Annotated in this window: 15 protein-coding genes; 6 read left to right on the top strand and 9 right to left on the bottom strand. The window is 51.3% G+C overall.

Annotated features, from left to right (window positions below):
• Positions 1-27: 27 nt before the first annotated feature.
• Positions 28-885: a hypothetical protein gene (locus QWY82_RS07200; protein WP_290260891.1), complete on the bottom strand. Its 858-nt coding sequence runs from the start codon at positions 883-885 to the stop codon at positions 28-30.
• A 507-nt stretch (positions 886-1,392) separates the two neighbouring features.
• Here QWY82_RS07200 and dinB point away from each other — a divergent pair.
• From dinB to QWY82_RS07215, 3 genes are all read left to right on the top strand, one after another.
• Positions 1,393-2,460 (top strand): DNA polymerase IV, encoded by a 1,068-nt coding sequence (gene dinB, locus QWY82_RS07205; RefSeq protein WP_290260893.1) that lies wholly within the window; start codon positions 1,393-1,395, stop codon positions 2,458-2,460.
• Between the two features lie 100 nt (positions 2,461-2,560).
• Positions 2,561-3,439, top strand: a complete 879-nt coding sequence (locus QWY82_RS07210; RefSeq protein WP_290260895.1) for a heme-dependent oxidative N-demethylase family protein — start codon at positions 2,561-2,563, stop codon at positions 3,437-3,439.
• A gap of 104 nt (positions 3,440-3,543) precedes the next feature.
• Positions 3,544-4,350 (top strand): GIY-YIG nuclease family protein, encoded by an 807-nt coding sequence (locus tag QWY82_RS07215; protein WP_290260897.1) that lies wholly within the window; start codon positions 3,544-3,546, stop codon positions 4,348-4,350.
• 8 nt (positions 4,351-4,358) lie between these two features.
• On the opposite strand, the gene QWY82_RS07220 is transcribed toward QWY82_RS07215, so the two are convergent.
• Complete coding sequence (locus tag QWY82_RS07220) at positions 4,359-4,706, bottom strand: HopJ type III effector protein (RefSeq protein ID WP_290260899.1); 348 nt, start codon at positions 4,704-4,706, stop codon at positions 4,359-4,361.
• A 277-nt stretch (positions 4,707-4,983) separates the two neighbouring features.
• Here QWY82_RS07220 and QWY82_RS07225 point away from each other — a divergent pair, with 277 nt between their 5' ends.
• The gene (locus tag QWY82_RS07225; protein WP_290260901.1) at positions 4,984-5,406 is read left to right on the top strand and encodes an ExbD/TolR family protein; all 423 of its coding nucleotides are present in this window, start codon (positions 4,984-4,986) and stop codon (positions 5,404-5,406) included.
• A gap of 57 nt (positions 5,407-5,463) precedes the next feature.
• On the opposite strand, the gene QWY82_RS07230 is transcribed toward QWY82_RS07225, so the two are convergent.
• The 4 genes from QWY82_RS07230 to QWY82_RS07245 form a co-directional block, all read right to left on the bottom strand.
• Complete coding sequence (locus QWY82_RS07230) at positions 5,464-6,072, bottom strand: class I SAM-dependent methyltransferase (protein WP_290260903.1); 609 nt, start codon at positions 6,070-6,072, stop codon at positions 5,464-5,466.
• A 108-nt stretch (positions 6,073-6,180) separates the two neighbouring features.
• Positions 6,181-7,593, bottom strand: a complete 1,413-nt coding sequence (locus QWY82_RS07235) for a sugar porter family MFS transporter (protein ID WP_380736169.1) — start codon at positions 7,591-7,593, stop codon at positions 6,181-6,183.
• A 179-nt stretch (positions 7,594-7,772) separates the two neighbouring features.
• A complete protein-coding gene (locus QWY82_RS07240; RefSeq protein ID WP_290260905.1) occupies positions 7,773-8,096 on the bottom strand; it encodes a putative signal transducing protein in 324 nt (107 codons plus the stop codon).
• 116 nt (positions 8,097-8,212) lie between these two features.
• Entirely contained in the window at positions 8,213-8,341 is a 129-nt protein-coding gene (locus QWY82_RS07245; RefSeq protein ID WP_290260908.1) for a hypothetical protein, read from the bottom strand.
• A 278-nt stretch (positions 8,342-8,619) separates the two neighbouring features.
• Between QWY82_RS07245 and QWY82_RS07250 the strand changes: the two genes are divergently transcribed.
• Both QWY82_RS07250 and rhlP read left to right on the top strand, forming a co-directional pair.
• Positions 8,620-11,823 (top strand): alpha-amylase family glycosyl hydrolase, encoded by a 3,204-nt coding sequence (locus tag QWY82_RS07250; RefSeq protein WP_290260910.1) that lies wholly within the window; start codon positions 8,620-8,622, stop codon positions 11,821-11,823.
• A 152-nt stretch (positions 11,824-11,975) separates the two neighbouring features.
• A complete protein-coding gene (gene rhlP, locus QWY82_RS07255) occupies positions 11,976-12,839 on the top strand; it encodes a rhombotarget lipoprotein (RefSeq protein WP_290260912.1) in 864 nt (287 codons plus the stop codon).
• Here rhlP and QWY82_RS07260 read toward each other — a convergent pair.
• From QWY82_RS07260 to QWY82_RS07270, 3 genes are all read right to left on the bottom strand, one after another.
• Complete coding sequence (locus QWY82_RS07260; protein ID WP_290260913.1) at positions 12,803-13,384, bottom strand: rhomboid family protein; 582 nt, start codon at positions 13,382-13,384, stop codon at positions 12,803-12,805. The genes rhlP and QWY82_RS07260 overlap by 37 nt on opposite strands.
• Positions 13,366-14,760: a MipA/OmpV family protein gene (locus QWY82_RS07265; RefSeq protein WP_290260916.1), complete on the bottom strand. Its 1,395-nt coding sequence runs from the start codon at positions 14,758-14,760 to the stop codon at positions 13,366-13,368. The genes QWY82_RS07260 and QWY82_RS07265 overlap by 19 nt, the downstream gene beginning before the upstream one ends.
• Positions 14,761-14,832: 72 nt before the next feature.
• Positions 14,833-16,974 (bottom strand): ATP-binding protein, encoded by a 2,142-nt coding sequence (locus QWY82_RS07270; protein WP_290260918.1) that lies wholly within the window; start codon positions 16,972-16,974, stop codon positions 14,833-14,835.
• Between the last annotated feature and the right edge of the window lie 58 nt (positions 16,975-17,032).

Below are 17,032 nucleotides of genomic sequence, written 5' to 3' on the forward strand. Positions count from 1 at the left end.
CGCAAGGCACCTGACCTACATCAGGGCTTAAGCAGCCTTTGGCTTGCGACCGCGCTTAGCGCCGGCTTTTTTTGGTGCTTTAGCTTTCTTGGCTTTAGGAGCCTTTGGCGCTTTAGCAGCTTTCGGTGCCTTTGGCGCTTTAGCAGCCTTTGGAGCTTTGGCTGCTTTTGGTGCTTTGGCTTTTTTAGCTTTAGCAGCGGCTTTCTTAGCTTTTGCTTTTTCTTTAGCAGCGGCTTTCTTAGCGGCTAATTTGGCTTTAGCAGCGGCTTTCTTAGCTTTTGCTTTTTCTTTAGCGGCGGCTTTCTTAGCAGCAACTTTAGCTTTGGCAGCAGCTTTCTTGGCTTTTGCCTTCTCTTTCGCTTTCTGAGCTTTGGCTTTAGCCTTGGCTTTTACCGCAGCGGCTTTAGCAGCAACTTTGGCTTTAGCGCCAGACTTCTTGGCTTTAGCTTTGGCTTTAGCAGCGGCTTTCTTCTCGGCAGCGGCTTTCTTCTTAGCGATAGCAGCTTGCTGCTTGGCGTAGGCCTTGTCTAACTGAGCGGCAACTTTGTTGTCTGCTTTGATGGCTTTCAGCGCGGCTTTGGCATCGGCAACAGCGGCTTTGGCGGCAGCGGCGGCATCTTTAGCAGCGGCGGCAGTGGCAGCGGCTTTAGCTACGGCTTTAACAGTAGCGGCAGACTTCTTCTTCTTTTTGGCAGCAGCCAAAGCGGTTGCTGCTTTTTTGGCATCGGCAGATGCTTTAGAGGCAGCTTTGGTCAATGCAGCGATTTCTTTGGAAGCATCGGCTTCTTGTTTAACGCGTGCTTTGCTCAATTCGGCCTGAACTTTGGCCAGTTGTTGTTGCAGTTCTGCAACGGGGTTAGCAGCTTTGGTTTTACGTGCAGCCATGGTGTATTTCCTTGGTTGTTTTTGTTGAATAGATGCCAGCTGTTAGCTAAAAAATATTAGGCGTGTATAAGTTAAGCAATTGTGGTGAAAATTCAAGCAAATTACAAAAAAAATCTGACGAAAAACGATTTTTTTTGCATAAAAATCAAAAAAAAATCCAAATTAGGGGGGTTCTGGGTGTCGAGCCGTATTTTTTTTCGTTTTTTTGTAAAAAGTGATGTTTTTTGGAGCCGGCCAAAGGTCTTGAAAACGGGCCTCCAAAAATTCGTTTTCGAGTGGGTAAAGGTTGCTACTACCGACACCGGTTCGACCTGTTTTTGGGTTTGCAATCGAACCTTAAAAGAGTCTTTTTTTGAATCTTTGGGGTTTTGCGGTTTTTGTACTTCGGCGAATTAGAAATAATTCTCAAAATTGGTTTTGTTGGTTGTTGCGGAGGCAAAAATTTTATCTTTGGCCGTTGCTCCCGTAGGTGTACTGTATATAATTACAGTTGGTGTAAGGGGGCTCATGCAGCGAAAAATAATTCATATTGATGCAGATTGTTTTTATGCGGCCGTCGAGGTGCGAGATAATCCTGCATTGCAAAATAAGGCCGTGGCTGTTGGCGGTGATCCTGGCCGGCGGGGGGTTATTTCTACTTGCAATTATGCCGCTCGCGCTTTTGGGGTACACTCGGCCATGGCAACAAAAACTGCGCTGAGACTTTGCCCCCATTTGACCTTGTTGCCACACAGATTTGATGTATATCGCCAAGCCTCCCTGCAGATGCGGCAGGTATTTGCAAAATTTACAGACTTAATTGAGCCCTTATCCCTCGATGAAGCTTTTCTCGATGTAAGTCAGTGCGATCAATACCAAGGTAGTGCCACCAGAATTGCACAAGCAATTCGCGCCGAGATTCAACGCGAAGTTGGTATCACTGTCTCCGCCGGTGTAGCACCAAACAAGTTTTTGGCCAAAGTGGCCAGCGATTGGCGCAAGCCCGATGGGCTGTTTGTGATTCGACCTGATCAGATAGATCAATTTGTCGTGCAGCTACCGGTGAAACGCATTTTTGGCGTCGGCAAGGTGACGGCTGCGAAGATGCTTAGCTTAGGCGTAGAAACCTGTGCGGACCTGCAGCAATGGAGTGAATTGGAATTAACGGTTCAGTTCGGTAGCTTTGGCTCGCGCCTTTATCAGCTAGCACGAGGTATCGATAACCGCTTGGTAAGTTCTGAGCGGGTGAGAAAGTCTTTGAGTGTCGAAAATACTTACGCTACCGATTTAAAAAGCTTTCTCCAGTGTCGCGCCCAGCTACCCAGTTTGGTTGAGGATCTGCTCGGTCGCTTAGCTAAGTTAGACCAAGCCTATGTGCCGGTTAAGTGCTTGGTTAAGGTTAAATTTGCCGATTTCACCAGTACCACATTGGAGCGCACCGGCCTTGCGCCCAACCTAGAAACCTATGCGGCCCTGCTAAAAGAGGCGCTGGAACGCAAATCTTTACCCATTCGCTTATTGGGTGTGGGCGTTAGATTTAACGAGATGGATTCCGAGTTAGCGCACCAGTTAGATTTGTTCGAGTCCAACATTTAACAGTATTTCTTCAGCTGGATTTACCCTGTAAGTTCATGCTTCTATATATAGGTGCTATAGCGCAGCAAATGTTTTGTCCGTTCAGCCCGGGAAACTCTCCATGTCTCGATATGCGTTTCAGGATCACAGCAAGCTGTTATCGATGGGGTTGCACAAACTCGATTTGGCCGACTGGCTGATAGAGGACGATCTTTTAATCGAGCAAATTGCCTTAAAGCGAGCGCTATATGATGCCGACGTAAAACAGGTCTACCAAGCCCTGCCTCAATCTGTTCCGGCGCAGCGCGAAATTGCACAAGCGCTCGCGCTTTATTTAGTCAATAAATACCCAAACCTCTACCGCGCCTCAAAAACGGGTATCTACTGCAAGTTCAACGAGACTGAGCTGGATTTGTTGGAGGATGAAAACACGCTATTGCGCGCATCTTGGGCAGTGCAGGAGGATCTTTGTCTGCTTGAAAGCCCAGATGGCTTAGAATATTTTCTGACTGCAGCGAGTTTATGTGCGCCTAGCTATTGGCGCCTAATGGAAAAAATCGGTAAAAGCCTCGACCTCATACATGCCCCTATTCCCGAATATCAGGATAAGCTCGGCGCTAGCGTCAATCGATTCTTTCAGAAGCTGAAAGTCGATGCGCCCGTCTGGCGGGGTAATTGGTCGGTGGTCACCAGTTCCCGGCTCTATCAACCCGGCGATAGCGAGGCCATGTACATCTCCGACCCCGAGGTTATTGCCAATAATTGCTATCTCCGCGCCGAGCGGCAAACCTTGCGCCGCTTACCTCGGTCAAATGCCATAGTCTTCACCATTCGCGTATCGGTTGAGCCAATTGCGGCGATTGCGTCTGATTTGGCTGCGTTGCAAAGCTTGCATTTGGCGTTAAAGAGTATGTCGACAGAGGAAAAGATCTATAAATCGCTCGACCACCTAGAGCCAGCATTATCTATTTGGTTATTGCAACGGATAAATTCACTCTGAATTTGTAAAATCACCGGCTTTTCTGCTTTGTCAATCTAGTGCTTTTTTTAACGATCTCTATAATTTCCTGCCTTTGTCAGTAAGCTATTAACCGAGGTATTTGCGTGATCGTTTTTTCCGCCACACACAACCCCACTGGACGGGCATTTGTGGGCAGCTGCCGTATCGAATTGGACTTTCATTGGGCTCTTTTAGAAACTCAGGCTGAAGAGGGGGTTGAAGGTTCATTTTTTGACCTGATTCGGGCGGATGGTGGCCGCGCTTTTTCAGTGGCTGAATACGGTGAGGCGGAGTCGGCTAAAGAGTTGGCTGAGTTGAGTCGCGACGCCCTAGACGACTTGGATGCAGAACCGATTAAGTCTGCCGCTCGGCAGCCGACGAGACTCGCGCAAGCACCTGGCAAGGCTAAAGACGACGAGCTCTTGAATATCGATCAAGAGGCAGATGCCGATGATGATGTGGACGGTTGGATCAGCGACAGGCGCGAGGCATCGGCTAAACGCTCAGCGTCTTTGACCGTTGCCGTGCCCAAGGTCACCGCCCCCAGTGCCGACGAGGCAGCCAAGAAAGGCCCCTTGCGGGAATCAAAAAGCACCACTGAAGCAGCCGCCATGAAGGCCGTTATGGCTGGTATTGAGGCGCGCCGTTTATCCCAGCGCAAGAGCCCACCTAAGAAGCCCGCCAAGCGTGGCCCCAGCGCTCGCGCGGCACAGGCGGCGGCCGCAGCACCGAAGAAAGAAAGTGCGGCTGCGCGCGAACGCCGGATCAAGGCGGCGTTGGCCGAGCAGAAGAGCCAGCGCGACGAGGCTAAGGCCTTAAGTGTTCAGGCCCAAGCCGACGAAATGGCTGCGATTTTAAATCGACTAGACGAGCGCGCTAAGGTTGCCGACAGTATTCGCCGGCGCCGTTAAGAGGCAGCCTAGGCTTTTAGCCGCAGCGGGAAATGGTCGAAGCTAATCTGGGCCAGCCCAGTTTTCAGTAATTGGCGAATGTTGCCGTGATCGTGGCCATCTGGGTTTTGCAGCACGTCGATGCGATAGAAGTCACCGAAGCATGCCAAGCAGGCTTGATCAGAGAGTTTGAGGTGCTGAGCGAGGGCAAAGATTTTACACGAGCCCTCGTTTTGACCGGCCTCGCTGCGCAGGCCGGCGTTATCAAATCCGCTCGGTTGGTAGTCAAAGTGCTGCTCGATGAGTGACATAACGGCTGAAAACTCAATATCTGCTGGCGATGCGATCAGTTTGTTTGAAAAGTGTTCTAGATTCACCTGGTTCTCCTGTTTTTCGGGTTGGCATGAGATTTTAAAGCTAAATACGTCCTTTTAGTGACTCGCAAGGGTTCTTTGGGGCACAATAAGGGCTTGCTTGAGATGGGGTTAAATGGGTATCGTACCCGCCCATCAGGCCTGTGGGTCATCAGAGTGGAGAGTCTGGTGAGCCAAATTGGGCAAGTTAGGTGGTTATCGGGCTTACAGCGGTTCGCTGGGTCAGAATATCGTGGTAAATACGCACAGGCACGAACCTGTGAGCTGAGGAGAATAAATAGTGAGTCGTAGAAGAAAGCACGGCGAAGCAGAAGATAATTCAGAAATCGATTTGACGCCCATGCTCGATGTGGTCTTCATTATGTTGATTTTCTTCATCGTTACTGCATCGTTTGTTAAAGAGTCGGTTATCGATACCATGATTCCGCCACCAAACGAACAGCAAAATCCACCGGATGAGGACAACCCCTCTATCGTGGTGACTATTCGCAGTAATGACGATATTTGGATGGAAGATCGTCGTATCGATGTTCGCGCCGTTCGCGCCAACATTGAACGCATGCACGCCGAGCACCCTAAAGCGGCTGTTGTTGTTCGCGCCCACATTAAGTCGAGCGCGAAGAGCTACGTGGCCATCGCCGATGCGGCTCGCGAAGCCAAGGTGTACAACATCGCACTGGTACCTTACGACGAACAAATCTAAGCGCCTGCGAATCAAAAAAACCCGCTTCGGCGGGTTTTTTTATGCCTGTCGTTTTATTTATAAATCGAGTATTAAGCCCCAGGCATTGTGCGGTTCAGGCACGTCCCAGTCGGTATAGGTGCTGTCTGGCACTCGCTCGTTGAGTTGCTCGGCCATGGCGCGAAACGGCGGTCGGCCTGGATCTGCCAATATAATTCGGCCAACGTCCGCGGCCAGCGCGCGCTCCATCAGCTGAGTCAGAGGTTGTTGCAGTTCATCCCAGAAACAGATGTCTGCACCAATCACCGCATCAAAACCGCTGAGGTCTTCTTCGCTAATATCCTCGAAGCGCCCGCAGTAAGTGTTTACGCTGACCTTATTGATGTCGGCGTGTAATTCTAAAAACGGGAAGACACTTTCATCTGCATCGAGCGCGACGGCGTCTGCGCCGAAATGCTTGGTACAAAAAATACTGCCCAAGCCCCAGCCGCAGCCAAGTTCGAGCACGCGGCTGTGTTTTTCCAGCGGAAATTCGAGCAGGTAATCCATCATTACATAGCTGGATTTCCACAGCTTATTGCCGTGCAGCTCGGCAACACCCTGAGCTTTGCGCAGCCGGCGTATGTCTTTATGTTGGCTGCTGAGAATGTGTAAGCCGAAGGCTTCGGAGCTATTTGAGGTTGGCATAACAGCGTTTCTAAGTGGAAGAAGTGGAAGCGGGTGAGTTTATCAGTATTGAAAAGTTATGGGCATGGTTTGGCAAACATCGCGCCACCACGTGGGTGGCGCATTGGTTTAGCCCTGCATGTCTTCCAGTTCAATGCCGCGGGTTTCGTGCACGAATTTCAGTACGAAAAATACCGAGATCAAGGCGCAGGCGGCGTAAAAGCCGTACGCACCCGCGAGTCCGATGCTGGTGAGAAAGATGGGGAAGGTCATGGTAATAATGAAGTTGGAGCCCCATTGAAACAGGCCCGCAACGGCAAGGCCCGAGCCGCGAATTTGATTGGGAAACATTTCGCCCAACATCACCCACATTACCGGGCCCCAGGAGGCGTTAAAGAAAAACACGTAGGTGTTGGCTGCAATCAGCGCCACTAAACCTTGCTGGTCACTTAATTGCAGTTGACCTTGGCTATCGATATCGCCGGTAATAAAACAAAGCGTGAGAAGGGCCAGGGTAATCGCCATGCCCACAGAGCCAATCCAGAGTAGTGGTTTGCGCCCGATGGTGTCGATGATCAAAATCGTTAACACACAAGCGCCAATGCTGACGCCGCCGCTGATAATATTAATGAGCAGTGCATCGCTCTCGGAAAAACCCACCGATTGCCATAGAACTGCGCCGTAGTAAAACACCACGTTAATACCTACTAATTGCTGGAAGGTCGCGAGGCCGATACCAATCCAAACGATGGGTCTAACTTTGCGGGTCACTTTGTCCAGTAAATCGCTGAAGCGGGGCTGATGGTCGGCTGCGAGGGAGGCTTCAATGTCGGTTACTTTTTGCTGTGCTCGTTCATGGCCATAAAGCCGGCCGAGTACCTCTAGGGCCTTGGTTTTACGGCCGCGGCTGACTAAAAAGCGCGGGCTTTCGGGAATGAAAAGTAAGGTCAGGAAAAAGAGCACCGCGGGCACAAGCTCGATCCAAAACATCCAGCGCCAGGCCTCAAAGCCGAGCCATAAATTGAGCGTTGCCGAGCCCGCGGACTTGGCCAGAAAATAGTTACTAATAAAAGCGCAAAACAACCCGGAAATAATGGCGATTTGTTGCACGCTGGTCATGCGGCCGCGATAGCGGGCTTCTGCCACCTCGCTGATATAGGCCGGCGCCATGACACTGGCGGCGCCCACGGCGATACCGCCGATAACCCGGTAGATAACGAACTCCATTGAGCTGGCGGCGATGCCTGAACCCCAAGCCGAGACAATAAAAAATAGTGAAGACACAATCAGCAGTGCACGCCTGCCGTAAATATCCGCCAACCGGCCAGCGAAAAATGCCCCCACGGCGCAACCCAAAAGCATCGAGGCAACATTAAAGCCCGTGCCCACGCTATCGGAATTAAAGGCGGCCTGTAATCCATCGACAGTGCCATTGATAACGCCACTGTCAAAGCCGAATAAAAAACCGCCAATGGTGGCGATGCAGCTAATGAGAATAATAAAACCTGTGTTGCCTTGCTGTGTTTGAGCTGTGGAGGTCATAACATTGCCTGTGCCGTGATTATTATTGTTGCCAGAATTATTTGGTTTTTGGCCAGCATAGCACTTTTTTTGTTAAATAGATTAGCGCTAGTATAGGTGCGTCACGACCTTGAATAAGTTGCACGTCACTGCATAAGTGTTGGGGTGGTGGATTGTGTTAGATTACACAAAATGATTATCTATTCTTCGCAAACTATTAGTGGAGCCTGGCAGTGCCAGCAGCGCTGAAAATTTCCCGGGCAAGCATTGCCACAAATCGTGCAGCGAATTTCTGGCCGTTCCGCGTCGCTCGTAGGTGAAAATAAGGCAACAATAGCCCTAGCTTTGTCGAGTTTAGATTCGTCTAGCAACCAAAGTTCTGGCCAGCAATCCCAAACGGGCAGCTCGCCCATCGCTCCGCCGGCAAACTCGTTGCGCACCTGTGTTTCTAGCCCTGCGAAGTCGAACTGATTGCGAATTAGTTGTAGTTCGAACAGCGTATTTGCAGTGAAAATCTTTATCATACGGTGTTGTTCCGAAAGCCCAAGCTGTAATTTTACCTTGTGATGAGAAGACGTGTGCAGACCTAAGTTATCCGTTATTGCCATGGGTCTAAATATAGTCGATTTATGCCGCCAGGCTACTCGTGGCTGGGCGCTCGTGACGTAATCGTGGCTTTGGTCATTTTAATGTCGAGAAAAACACCGTGGATATCTGGCGCCACCTTTGTGTTTCTGCGCGCCGCATCGCCTTTTGAATACGTATTCATTTTCACTTTGCTTGAATTGAAACCCCAGTTGCGCTGATTATTTGTCGCGCCGAAACAGCGGTTATTGCTGGATTTGGCAGCGGAGTCATAGTGTGGCTTGCGTGTATTCCCTCAGAAGCTGGTATCCCCTGAGTGCCATTGCTGGTGCTTTTCGAAACCTGTTAACCACGTGCGTTAACCAGATGCGTGAAAGCTGATGTCCAGTAACCGAAATTCGGTTACGCGCTGATTGTCGGTAAGAAATCAAAGCCCTAATAACAATAATAGAGGCAATGAAAATGAAAAAAATGCATGTTACGGCGTTGGCCCTCGCTTGCGCGGGTGTCAGTGGTTTTACCCAGGCGGATTGGTTTTTTCGCGGTACTTCCAATGCGTGGGCTGCCACTGCCATGGTGGCAGAGTCGGCCACGCAATATTCCACCTGTCAGGTTTTCGCCGCCGGTGATGGCGGCGGTGGCGCGCGATTTAAAATTGATCGCACCGGTAATTGGGCAGAAAGCTATCCGGCAACGGATTTCAATGTCACCAGTGGCAGCACGCTAAAAATTTTGTTTAATAGTCAGACCAAGGTTATTAGCGTAAGCCCTGTCGAGAGCTGCGGCCAAACAGGATTTGATAAAGTATTTAGCCAGCTCAATGCGCGCGGCACGTTTAATGGCTGGGCCTCTACGTCGATGACCTTAAGTGCCGATCATCAATGGCAGCTAGATGTTCATTTGGATGGCCAGTCGCAGCAGCGTGTAAAGTTCGATGTACTAGGCGATTGGTCGACTAACTATGGCGACACTAATAGCGATGGCGTGTTGGAAAAATCCGGCGCCGATATTTATGTCACCGGCACGGGCGATCATCGATTAACGGTGAATGATCAAACCTTGGCCTACACTGTGCAGCCCTTGGGCACGTCCAATCAATTGCCGATGGCGGTCATCAATCCGGCATCGCCCATCACTTTATTGGTCGGTGAAAACATTGCACTCGATGCCTCCAGCTCGGTCGATACCGATGGCTATATCGCGAGTTACGCCTGGAGTGATGGCACCAGTGCCGATATGACAAATTTTACCGCCGTGAGCCCCGGCACCTTTACCGTTGAATTAACCGTAACCGATGATCAGGGAGCCGAAGCTAGCACCTCAGTGACCATTCAGGTGCAAAGCGTCAGTGCCGATCAGTGGTATTTTCGCGGTACGCCAAACAGTTGGTCTGCGTTGAGTATGGCATCCAGCGACGGCACCAACTTTTGTACCCAACAACATTTTGCGAGTGACAATCCGCGCTTTAAGATTGACCACTTTGGTGACTGGACCGAAAGCTACCCCGCGCAAGATTATATTGTTGCCGCGAATCAGACCTTTGATATTTGTTTCAATGCCAGCACCAACGTTATTGATGTGCAGGCAGTAGCGGGTGCGGATACCCTTGCGCCCACGGTAACCGCCAACCCCAGTGCCGGAAGTTACGCTGCATCACAGGCCATTAGCTTAAGCGTTGCCGATAATCAGGATTTAGCGCCAGCGGTGTATTACACCTTGGACGGCAGCCAGCCGACGCCTTCTTCAAGCCGTTACAACGGAGAAGCGATTGTCGCGAGCGATATCAATGGCGACATCGACTTGATGTTAAAGACCTTGGCCGTGGATGCCTCCGGTAATGAAAATGTGCAGGTGTTTAATTACCGTATCGGCGCGCAACCCCTGTCCGGTGATTTTAGAAGCGAAACTATTTACTTCCTAATGACCGCGCGTTTTTACGATGGCGATGAAACGAACAACTACTATAACCGCGATAGATACAAAGCCGGTGATCCCCATTGGCGCGGTGATTTTAAAGGCCTTATCGCCAAGCTGGATTACATTAAAGACCTCGGCTTTACCGCGATATGGGTAACGCCACCGGTGGAAAATCGCTCGGGGCTAGATTATCACGGCTACCATGCCTACGATTTTTACAAAGTTGATCCACGGCTCGAATCGCCAGGTGCGGATTACAAAGCCTTTATCGATGCGGCGCACGCCAAGGGCCTGAAGGTTATTCAAGACGTGGTGGTCAATCACTCCGGGCAATACGGGTTGCGCAATCACGTGTGGATTGATCATCTGCCCATTAAATATTTTGTGCCCGCCGGTTCATCACAGGGCTTAATCGATAACGGCCCCTATCAAGGCAACTTGGGTGATTATGTTAGCCTTAACCGCTGCGACGACGATAACGCCAAGGCACCCGATTGGTATCGCGCGCGCTGCAATTCAGATCCCGAGGGCGTGACTCCCTTGGTCGACCCGAAGACCGGCGTCACCGTGCCCTTGGCAGGCTATAACGCTAATCGATTTTTTGGCATAGATGCACAGGGGCTAGATCCCGCTTGGTACCATCTGGACGGTTTTATGGCTGGTGGCGATTGGGAAAACCCCGATGCGCTACAGAAAAAACATCTGGCCGGCGATACCATTGATTTGGCAACGGAAAATCAAAACGTCAAAGATTATGTGAATAACGCAATTCATCAGTATTTGGATATGGGTGTTGATGCCATTCGCATTGATACGCTAAAGCATATCGAGCGCGATGAAATGTTGAGTTATGTACACGATTGGCAAGCCTATAAACCCGGCTTATTTGTCTTTGGTGAAAACCTTGTTAAGGGCACCGGTTTCGGTTCGGAAATTGCCAATGACAATGCCTCGGCGGTTATTCGGCCTTGGTGGTATACCCGCACCACGCAAGATCCATCCAACCCAAATGCGGGTGGCGACTCGGGCCTGTCGGTGTTGGACTTCTCACTGTTTTCCACTTTCCGCGATAACGTTACCCGCGGTCATTTTGGTGGCGTGGGGGGTATCTTTGCCATGGATTGGATATATGGCGACGCCACCAAGCTGGTGACTTTTTTCCAAAATCACGACGTAGGCCCAGATAACGATTTTAAATATCGCTTCGGTGGCGAGCAGGCGAATGCGGCCTTGGTTTACAATTTACTGTGGACAGCACGCGGTATTCCGACGCTCTATTACGGTGAGGAAATCATGTTTAAAGCTGGCTTCCCGCAAGATATTGCCAGCGCCAACGACACCTTAGATCAAACTGGACGGGCGTATTTTGGCCCGCACTTGGACGATCTAGCGACCACCCAAAGTCACCCCATGTACCAGCACATCAAGCGGTTAAATCAAATTCGCAAAGCGGTGCCGGCGCTGCAAAAAGCACCCATGAGCCAGGTTAATGAATGGGGCGCTGGCATCAGTTTTGTGCGCGATCTCAGCACCGAAGGCAGCTATGCACTGGTGGGATTAGCGGCTTCGGGCGCGCAGAGTGTGTCAATGTCTGGCATTAAAAATGGTACCTACCGCGATGCGATAACCGGTAGCACTCTGGCGGTCAGTAATGGCAGCGCGAGTTTTACCGTGCCGGCCTACGGCGCTCGCATCTGGGTGCTCAATGGCCCGGGCAAAATAGGCGTTAGCGGTACATACCTGAATTGATATAGGCGTTGTAAACCCCTGGCGGCCTAGCTCAAATAGGGCTGGCCGCCTTTTTGTTTTTACTTCCAAATTACCCTGCGCTGATACAGAATCGATGCCTCGCTCAACCAATCGGTTGGTGTGTGAGTCACTTTCTTGGCAGGGATATTTACATGAAACAGATATTACTTGTACTACAAGGACTGATGTTAGTCGCGTTATTTGGCTGCAGTTCGTTGGTTAACGAGGGCAGTAATCGCAATGCTGTCTCCAGCAGTTTGGTGGATTATCTCTACCCAAACAAGGACGATCGCAGCGAGGTCACAGCTCAGCTACCCCTGCTTCAACTGCCGGTGAAAGTCGGTTTAGCCTTTGTGCCATCGGCTGGTTTTAGCCCTAGGCAACAACTCTCTATGGCGCAAGAAATGGCGCTGTTGGAGAAGGTAAAAGCGTCGTTTACCCGCTATGACTATATTGATCGTATCGAATTAATTCCCAGTACCTATTTGCGTAACGGCCGGGGTTTCGATGCCCTTGAGCAATTGGCGCGCTTGCACGATGTGGATGTAATGGCCCTGGTTTCTTACGATCAGGTGATGCAAACAATCGATAACAACGCCTCGCTACTGTACTGGACGATTGTCGGCCTGTATGTGATTCCCGCCAGTGACAACTCCATCCAAACCTTTGTCGATACCGCAGTGTTCGATGTTAAATCGCGCAAGATGTTATTTCGTGCCCCCGGTGTGAATCGCATTGATCAGCGCTCTACCGCCATCGGCGTAGCCGACACCATGACCGAGAATAGTTTTAAGGGTTTTGATGCAGCGGTTCAGGACATGGTAGTCAATTTAGATGCCGAGTTGGGTCGATTTAAAGACCGGGTTAAAAACGAAAAAATAGCCAAGGTTGAGCATCGCGAGGGTTATTCTGGTTCGGCTGGCGCGCTTGACTTTGTCTTTTTAGGGCTGTTGTTGTGCGCCTGTTTGGTACAGCTTTTTCAGCGCCAATGGCGCCAGCCGCGAAACAGACCATAAAGAAAAATACTGATACCTGCCGCCGCTAAATGTACATCGGTGGCAGCCGGCAGATCGGTGTTCGACAAGGGGTAGAGAGCCAAATAGCTGGCGCCGAATTGCATGGCCAAGGCAAGTAATATCAGCATACTCATGACTTTCTGTTGGCCAAACTGGCTCAACGCCGCAAACAGAAATAAGCCGTACAAAATGGATGACAGGCCGAGATAGAAATCTAAGCGATAGAAAAAATATAAGTAAATATTGGTGCCAACTAGTAATGCACTCACCAGCAGCGCGAAGGCGAGGGCGGTAAAGCAGCGGCTATAAAGTAGCGCGAAAATACCGAGCCCCGTTGCGTTAAGCGCCCAGTGTTGCAACGATGTGTGGCAGACGTGGCCGGTGAGCCATTGCAGGCTTAGAAGATCCCGTGCAGGGAAAATACTGCAGGCTAGGAATGATTCGCTTTGGCTGGGAATAAACGCCAGAAGCAGGGCGGCTAGCAGTAACAGCGGCAGCCCCGCGTGGTGGGTAAAGCGCGCCAGCCTTAGTGGTTGACTTTGCATTGCAGGTAAAATGTATTCCAGTTGGAGCCGCCGTTTACGTTGTTGTAAATTTCTGTCTTGCCGAAAATACCCGAGCGATGGTGAATGCTATAGCCCAGGTAGCAATGCTTGGCCGAGGGCGCTCTGAACAGGTCGCCCATATTCACGTCCCAGCTGTAGTCTAGGTATTGCAACAGACGCGAGTCATTAATGTTTTTTTCCAGCACGCTTTCGGTCTCCTGAAAGGGGACTTTATCGCCGTAAGAAAAACCGTAGCCAAAGCCAACGCGTGTTTCCACAATGTGCGACCAAGGGAATTCACTGAAGTAGCCCTTTAACGCAAATACATATTCGTTGAAGTCGCTCTGTAAATCTTTCTCGAAATGCCGCACCAGGCCGCCGGTGACGTGCATTTGAATCGGCAGGTCGAAGGTGCGCTCGGTGATTTTTTTACTTAAAAATGCACTCACCATGGCGGTGTCGTTGGTATCCACGGCCATGTTGTTGAGGTAAATCATCTCGATGAAATTGCCATCTTTGTAGTAGCCGCCGGCCAGGCGCCACTCCCAATCGCCCTGGAGCCATTGCGTCTCGCCAGCTTTAGCCACAGCCTGCGCGGCTGGGTTGTTGATAAATTCATAGCGATAGCTGAGGCGCAATTCCGTGCGGCTGCTGGCGTCGGTAATCGGGCTTTGCTCGACACTGGCGTCGTATAGCGTGTGGCTCAGGCCGGCGCCGAACAGGTGTGGGCCACCTAGGCGATACCAGCTGTCCACACCGAGCCGATAATTGATGGCGCTATCGGCTCGGTAGGCAGCTCGCTCTGAGGTTGCCTCCTCGGGTTTGACGCCAAAAAAGTAATCGTTTACCTCGGCGCTGTCGTAATCCATGGCCACAAAGGGCTCGAGTTTCCAGCCATTGGCCTGCCAAGCGCCGCGCCATTCGAGGCTCGAAGACCAACCCTGATGGCGGTTTAAGGTGTCGTGGCTGGCGCCGATGCTGAACTCGCCTAGCTCGCTGTCAAATGCCAGCTTGGCGCCGGCCTCCAGCGTGCCCAAGCGGCGCATACCTTGCAGCGCATCTGCGTTCTTTTCGCTGTAGCCGCCAAAGCGGTAGCGGCTGAAGGCATCGAGATAGAAGCCCTGGTGGTTGCCGCTGCGCCAGCCCGCTTGTGTGCCATCGATATACCACTGCTCGCCCTGATAATTAATTTCAGGAATGAAATCGTTTCGCAGGCCCTCGCCCTCGTAGGGGGAGTCGAAGCTTCTCGTGGTCATCCCCATGGACCAAACGCCGGTACTTGGCTCAGTGGTTGGCGAGGGTTCGATGGCGAAGGTTGGGGCTGTCACGGCGGCGATCCCGACGCACAGGACGGTCAGAGGAAGTGTGGCTTTCATGGCCGAAAGAAATCCTTGGCAAGCTAGTAATGGCGCGCATGATACCAGAACTGCTGTGCCTAGGTGCGCGGTTTAGAGGGCGTGTTTGGCCAGCGCTTCCTTGAGGGTGTTTAAGCTTAGAGGCTTGGTTAACACATCATCCATGCCGGCCTCTCTATAGCCGTCCAGCTGCGATTGGTAGGCGTTGGCTGTGAGTGCTAATACCGGCGTGCGCGTCGCTTGCTGCTGGGCCTCAATTTCCCGAATGCATTTAAGTGCACCAACGCCGTCTAGCACGGGCATTTCGCAATCCATGAGCACTAGATCGAAGGGGCGGCTGTTATTGATAAATTGGCTGACGGCGTCTTCGCCATCGCAGGCGAGGGTGCAGCGATGGCCAAGTTTGGCGAGCATGGCAGACACCACCGTGCGGTTCACAGAATTATCGTCGGCGGCGAGAATATTCAGGGGCCGGATACCCGTGTGTGGGTCATGTTGTTTGGCTTTGGTTGAATCTAGATGTAGGCAATCTAGCAAGAGTGGTTTAAGCAGTGCACCAAAGGGGGGCCGATCCTTAAAGCCAGAGCTAACTTCGCCGTGGCTGTTGACCCACTCGTTACTTTGGCCAACATCGTAGAGTTGCAGCGCTTTATGGCCGGCCTGTTTGCACTGTGTTGCTAGGGCGTCGCTTTTAGCGTGGTCACTGAGGTCGATGACCGCAATGATCGGTTCGGCGCTCTCCCTAGCCGCTGAAAAACTTGGCTTATCGGTATCCAGCTGTTCGGTTTGCAAGCCCCAAAATTGACAGTATCGTTGATAGTCGTGCATCCGTTTTGGGTCTTCAATGCACAATTGGATACGCGGTTTTGGCGCTGGGAAGTCGATGTCTTGCTCTCGCTCGGCCAGCTCGGCGGGGATATCGACTATAAACTCACTGCCTTGTTCCGGGGCGCTTTTTACCCTTAGTTCGCCCTGCATTTGCAAGCAGAGTTCGCGGCTGATAGTAAGGCCGAGGCCGGTGCCGCCGAAGCGGCGGTTGATGCTGGTATCGGCCTGGGTGAAAGGCGTAAATAGTTGGCTAATGGCTTGCTCTGTCATGCCAATGCCGGTGTCGACACAGCTGAAACACAGGCGCCCACCCTGGCAGCGAATGGTCAATTCCACGCCGCCCACCTTAGTGAACTTGAGTGCATTGCCGACGAGGTTGACCAAGATTTGATTGAGCCGCACCGAGTCGCCCATAAATTGGTCGGGAATTTCTGGTGCTATATCGATGTGCCATTTCAATTGTTTTTCCGCCGCTGTGTGAACGAACAGATAAAACAAATTACTCAACAGGCCGCGCAGTGAATAAGGAATATGCTCCAGCGACATTTTGCCCGCTTCTATGCGCGAATAGTCCAACAGGTCGTTGATAAGAATGAGCAGAGATTGCCCTGAGCTGTGAATGGCTTGGTTGTAACGCACTTGTTGTTCGGTCAGTGGTGTTGCACCTAACAACTCGCTCATGCCTAGCACGCCGTTCATGGGGGTGCGGATCTCGTGGCTCATCTTGGCGAGGAAGCCAGTGCGGCTGTGCGAATCCACCTCTACTTTGATGGCATTGCGCACAATGGCGGCCACGCCTATGGCGACCACTAGGCTGGCGAAGATGACGATAAATAATGTGGCAATATAATAATTGCCTGCCGTGTCGTGCAAGGCGTCAGCTTCTAAGCCGATATCGCGTTCGAGCCGCTCGGTAAAATCGTGCAGTTGGTTTGCCGGCTGTCGATCAATACCTCTAAGTAAACTGTCGACTGCTTTGAAATCGAGATTGGATTGCAAAAAAATGTCGAAACCTTGCCGATAACGCTTCGCTAGGTCTTTGTGCGAGCGCTGGAATTGATGCAGAGCTTTTCGTGTTGCAGGGTTCAGTGCTTTGCTTTCTAGTTCGTCTAAGGCTTTGCTTACCTCGGCCTCTGTACTTAAAAAGCTTTGCCAATACATGTCGCGCTGGTTTGGGTCGTGGCCGCGCAACAGAGTATTTTTCCATTCCTGAACTTGCCGTTTAAAGAGCGTGTCTATGTGATGCAGCTGGTTCAAACTGGCGATTCGCGTGTCGACTAAGGTGGAGTAGCGCTCGGTGATGCCATGTAAGGCAATCTGGGCACCCAGCGCCGTAACAAGCAGCAGGGCACCACCCAATAAAATGGTTAAAGTGGCCTGGTGGCGGGATGGATGAAATAGGTTCATGGGCTTAGGGTGTGACCGACACCCTTTGAGTATAGTAAGGTCTCGGCAAAGCGCTGAA

The organism is Simiduia curdlanivorans (assembly GCF_030409605.1).
Classification (GTDB): Bacteria; Pseudomonadota; Gammaproteobacteria; order Pseudomonadales; family Cellvibrionaceae; genus Simiduia; species Simiduia curdlanivorans.

Excerpts from the sequence above, each read along its gene's own strand:
- QWY82_RS07200 (WP_290260891.1), bottom strand. The coding sequence starts at position 885 with ATGGCTGCACGTAAAACCAAAGCTGCTAACCCCGTTGCAGAACTGCAA.
- dinB (WP_290260893.1), top strand. The coding sequence starts at position 1,393 with ATGCAGCGAAAAATAATTCATATTGATGCAGATTGTTTTTATGCGGCC.
- QWY82_RS07210 (WP_290260895.1), top strand. The coding sequence starts at position 2,561 with ATGTCTCGATATGCGTTTCAGGATCACAGCAAGCTGTTATCGATGGGG.
- QWY82_RS07230 (WP_290260903.1), bottom strand. The coding sequence starts at position 6,072 with ATGCCAACCTCAAATAGCTCCGAAGCCTTCGGCTTACACATTCTCAGC.
- QWY82_RS07235 (WP_380736169.1), bottom strand. The coding sequence starts at position 7,593 with ATGACCTCCACAGCTCAAACACAGCAAGGCAACACAGGTTTTATTATT.
- QWY82_RS07240 (WP_290260905.1), bottom strand. The coding sequence starts at position 8,096 with ATGATAAAGATTTTCACTGCAAATACGCTGTTCGAACTACAACTAATT.
- QWY82_RS07245 (WP_290260908.1), bottom strand. The coding sequence starts at position 8,341 with ATGAATACGTATTCAAAAGGCGATGCGGCGCGCAGAAACACAAAGGTG.
- QWY82_RS07250 (WP_290260910.1), top strand. The coding sequence starts at position 8,620 with ATGAAAAAAATGCATGTTACGGCGTTGGCCCTCGCTTGCGCGGGTGTC.
- rhlP (WP_290260912.1), top strand. The coding sequence starts at position 11,976 with ATGAAACAGATATTACTTGTACTACAAGGACTGATGTTAGTCGCGTTA.
- QWY82_RS07260 (WP_290260913.1), bottom strand. The coding sequence starts at position 13,384 with ATGCAAAGTCAACCACTAAGGCTGGCGCGCTTTACCCACCACGCGGGG.
- QWY82_RS07265 (WP_290260916.1), bottom strand. The coding sequence starts at position 14,760 with ATGAAAGCCACACTTCCTCTGACCGTCCTGTGCGTCGGGATCGCCGCC.
- QWY82_RS07270 (WP_290260918.1), bottom strand. The coding sequence starts at position 16,974 with ATGAACCTATTTCATCCATCCCGCCACCAGGCCACTTTAACCATTTTA.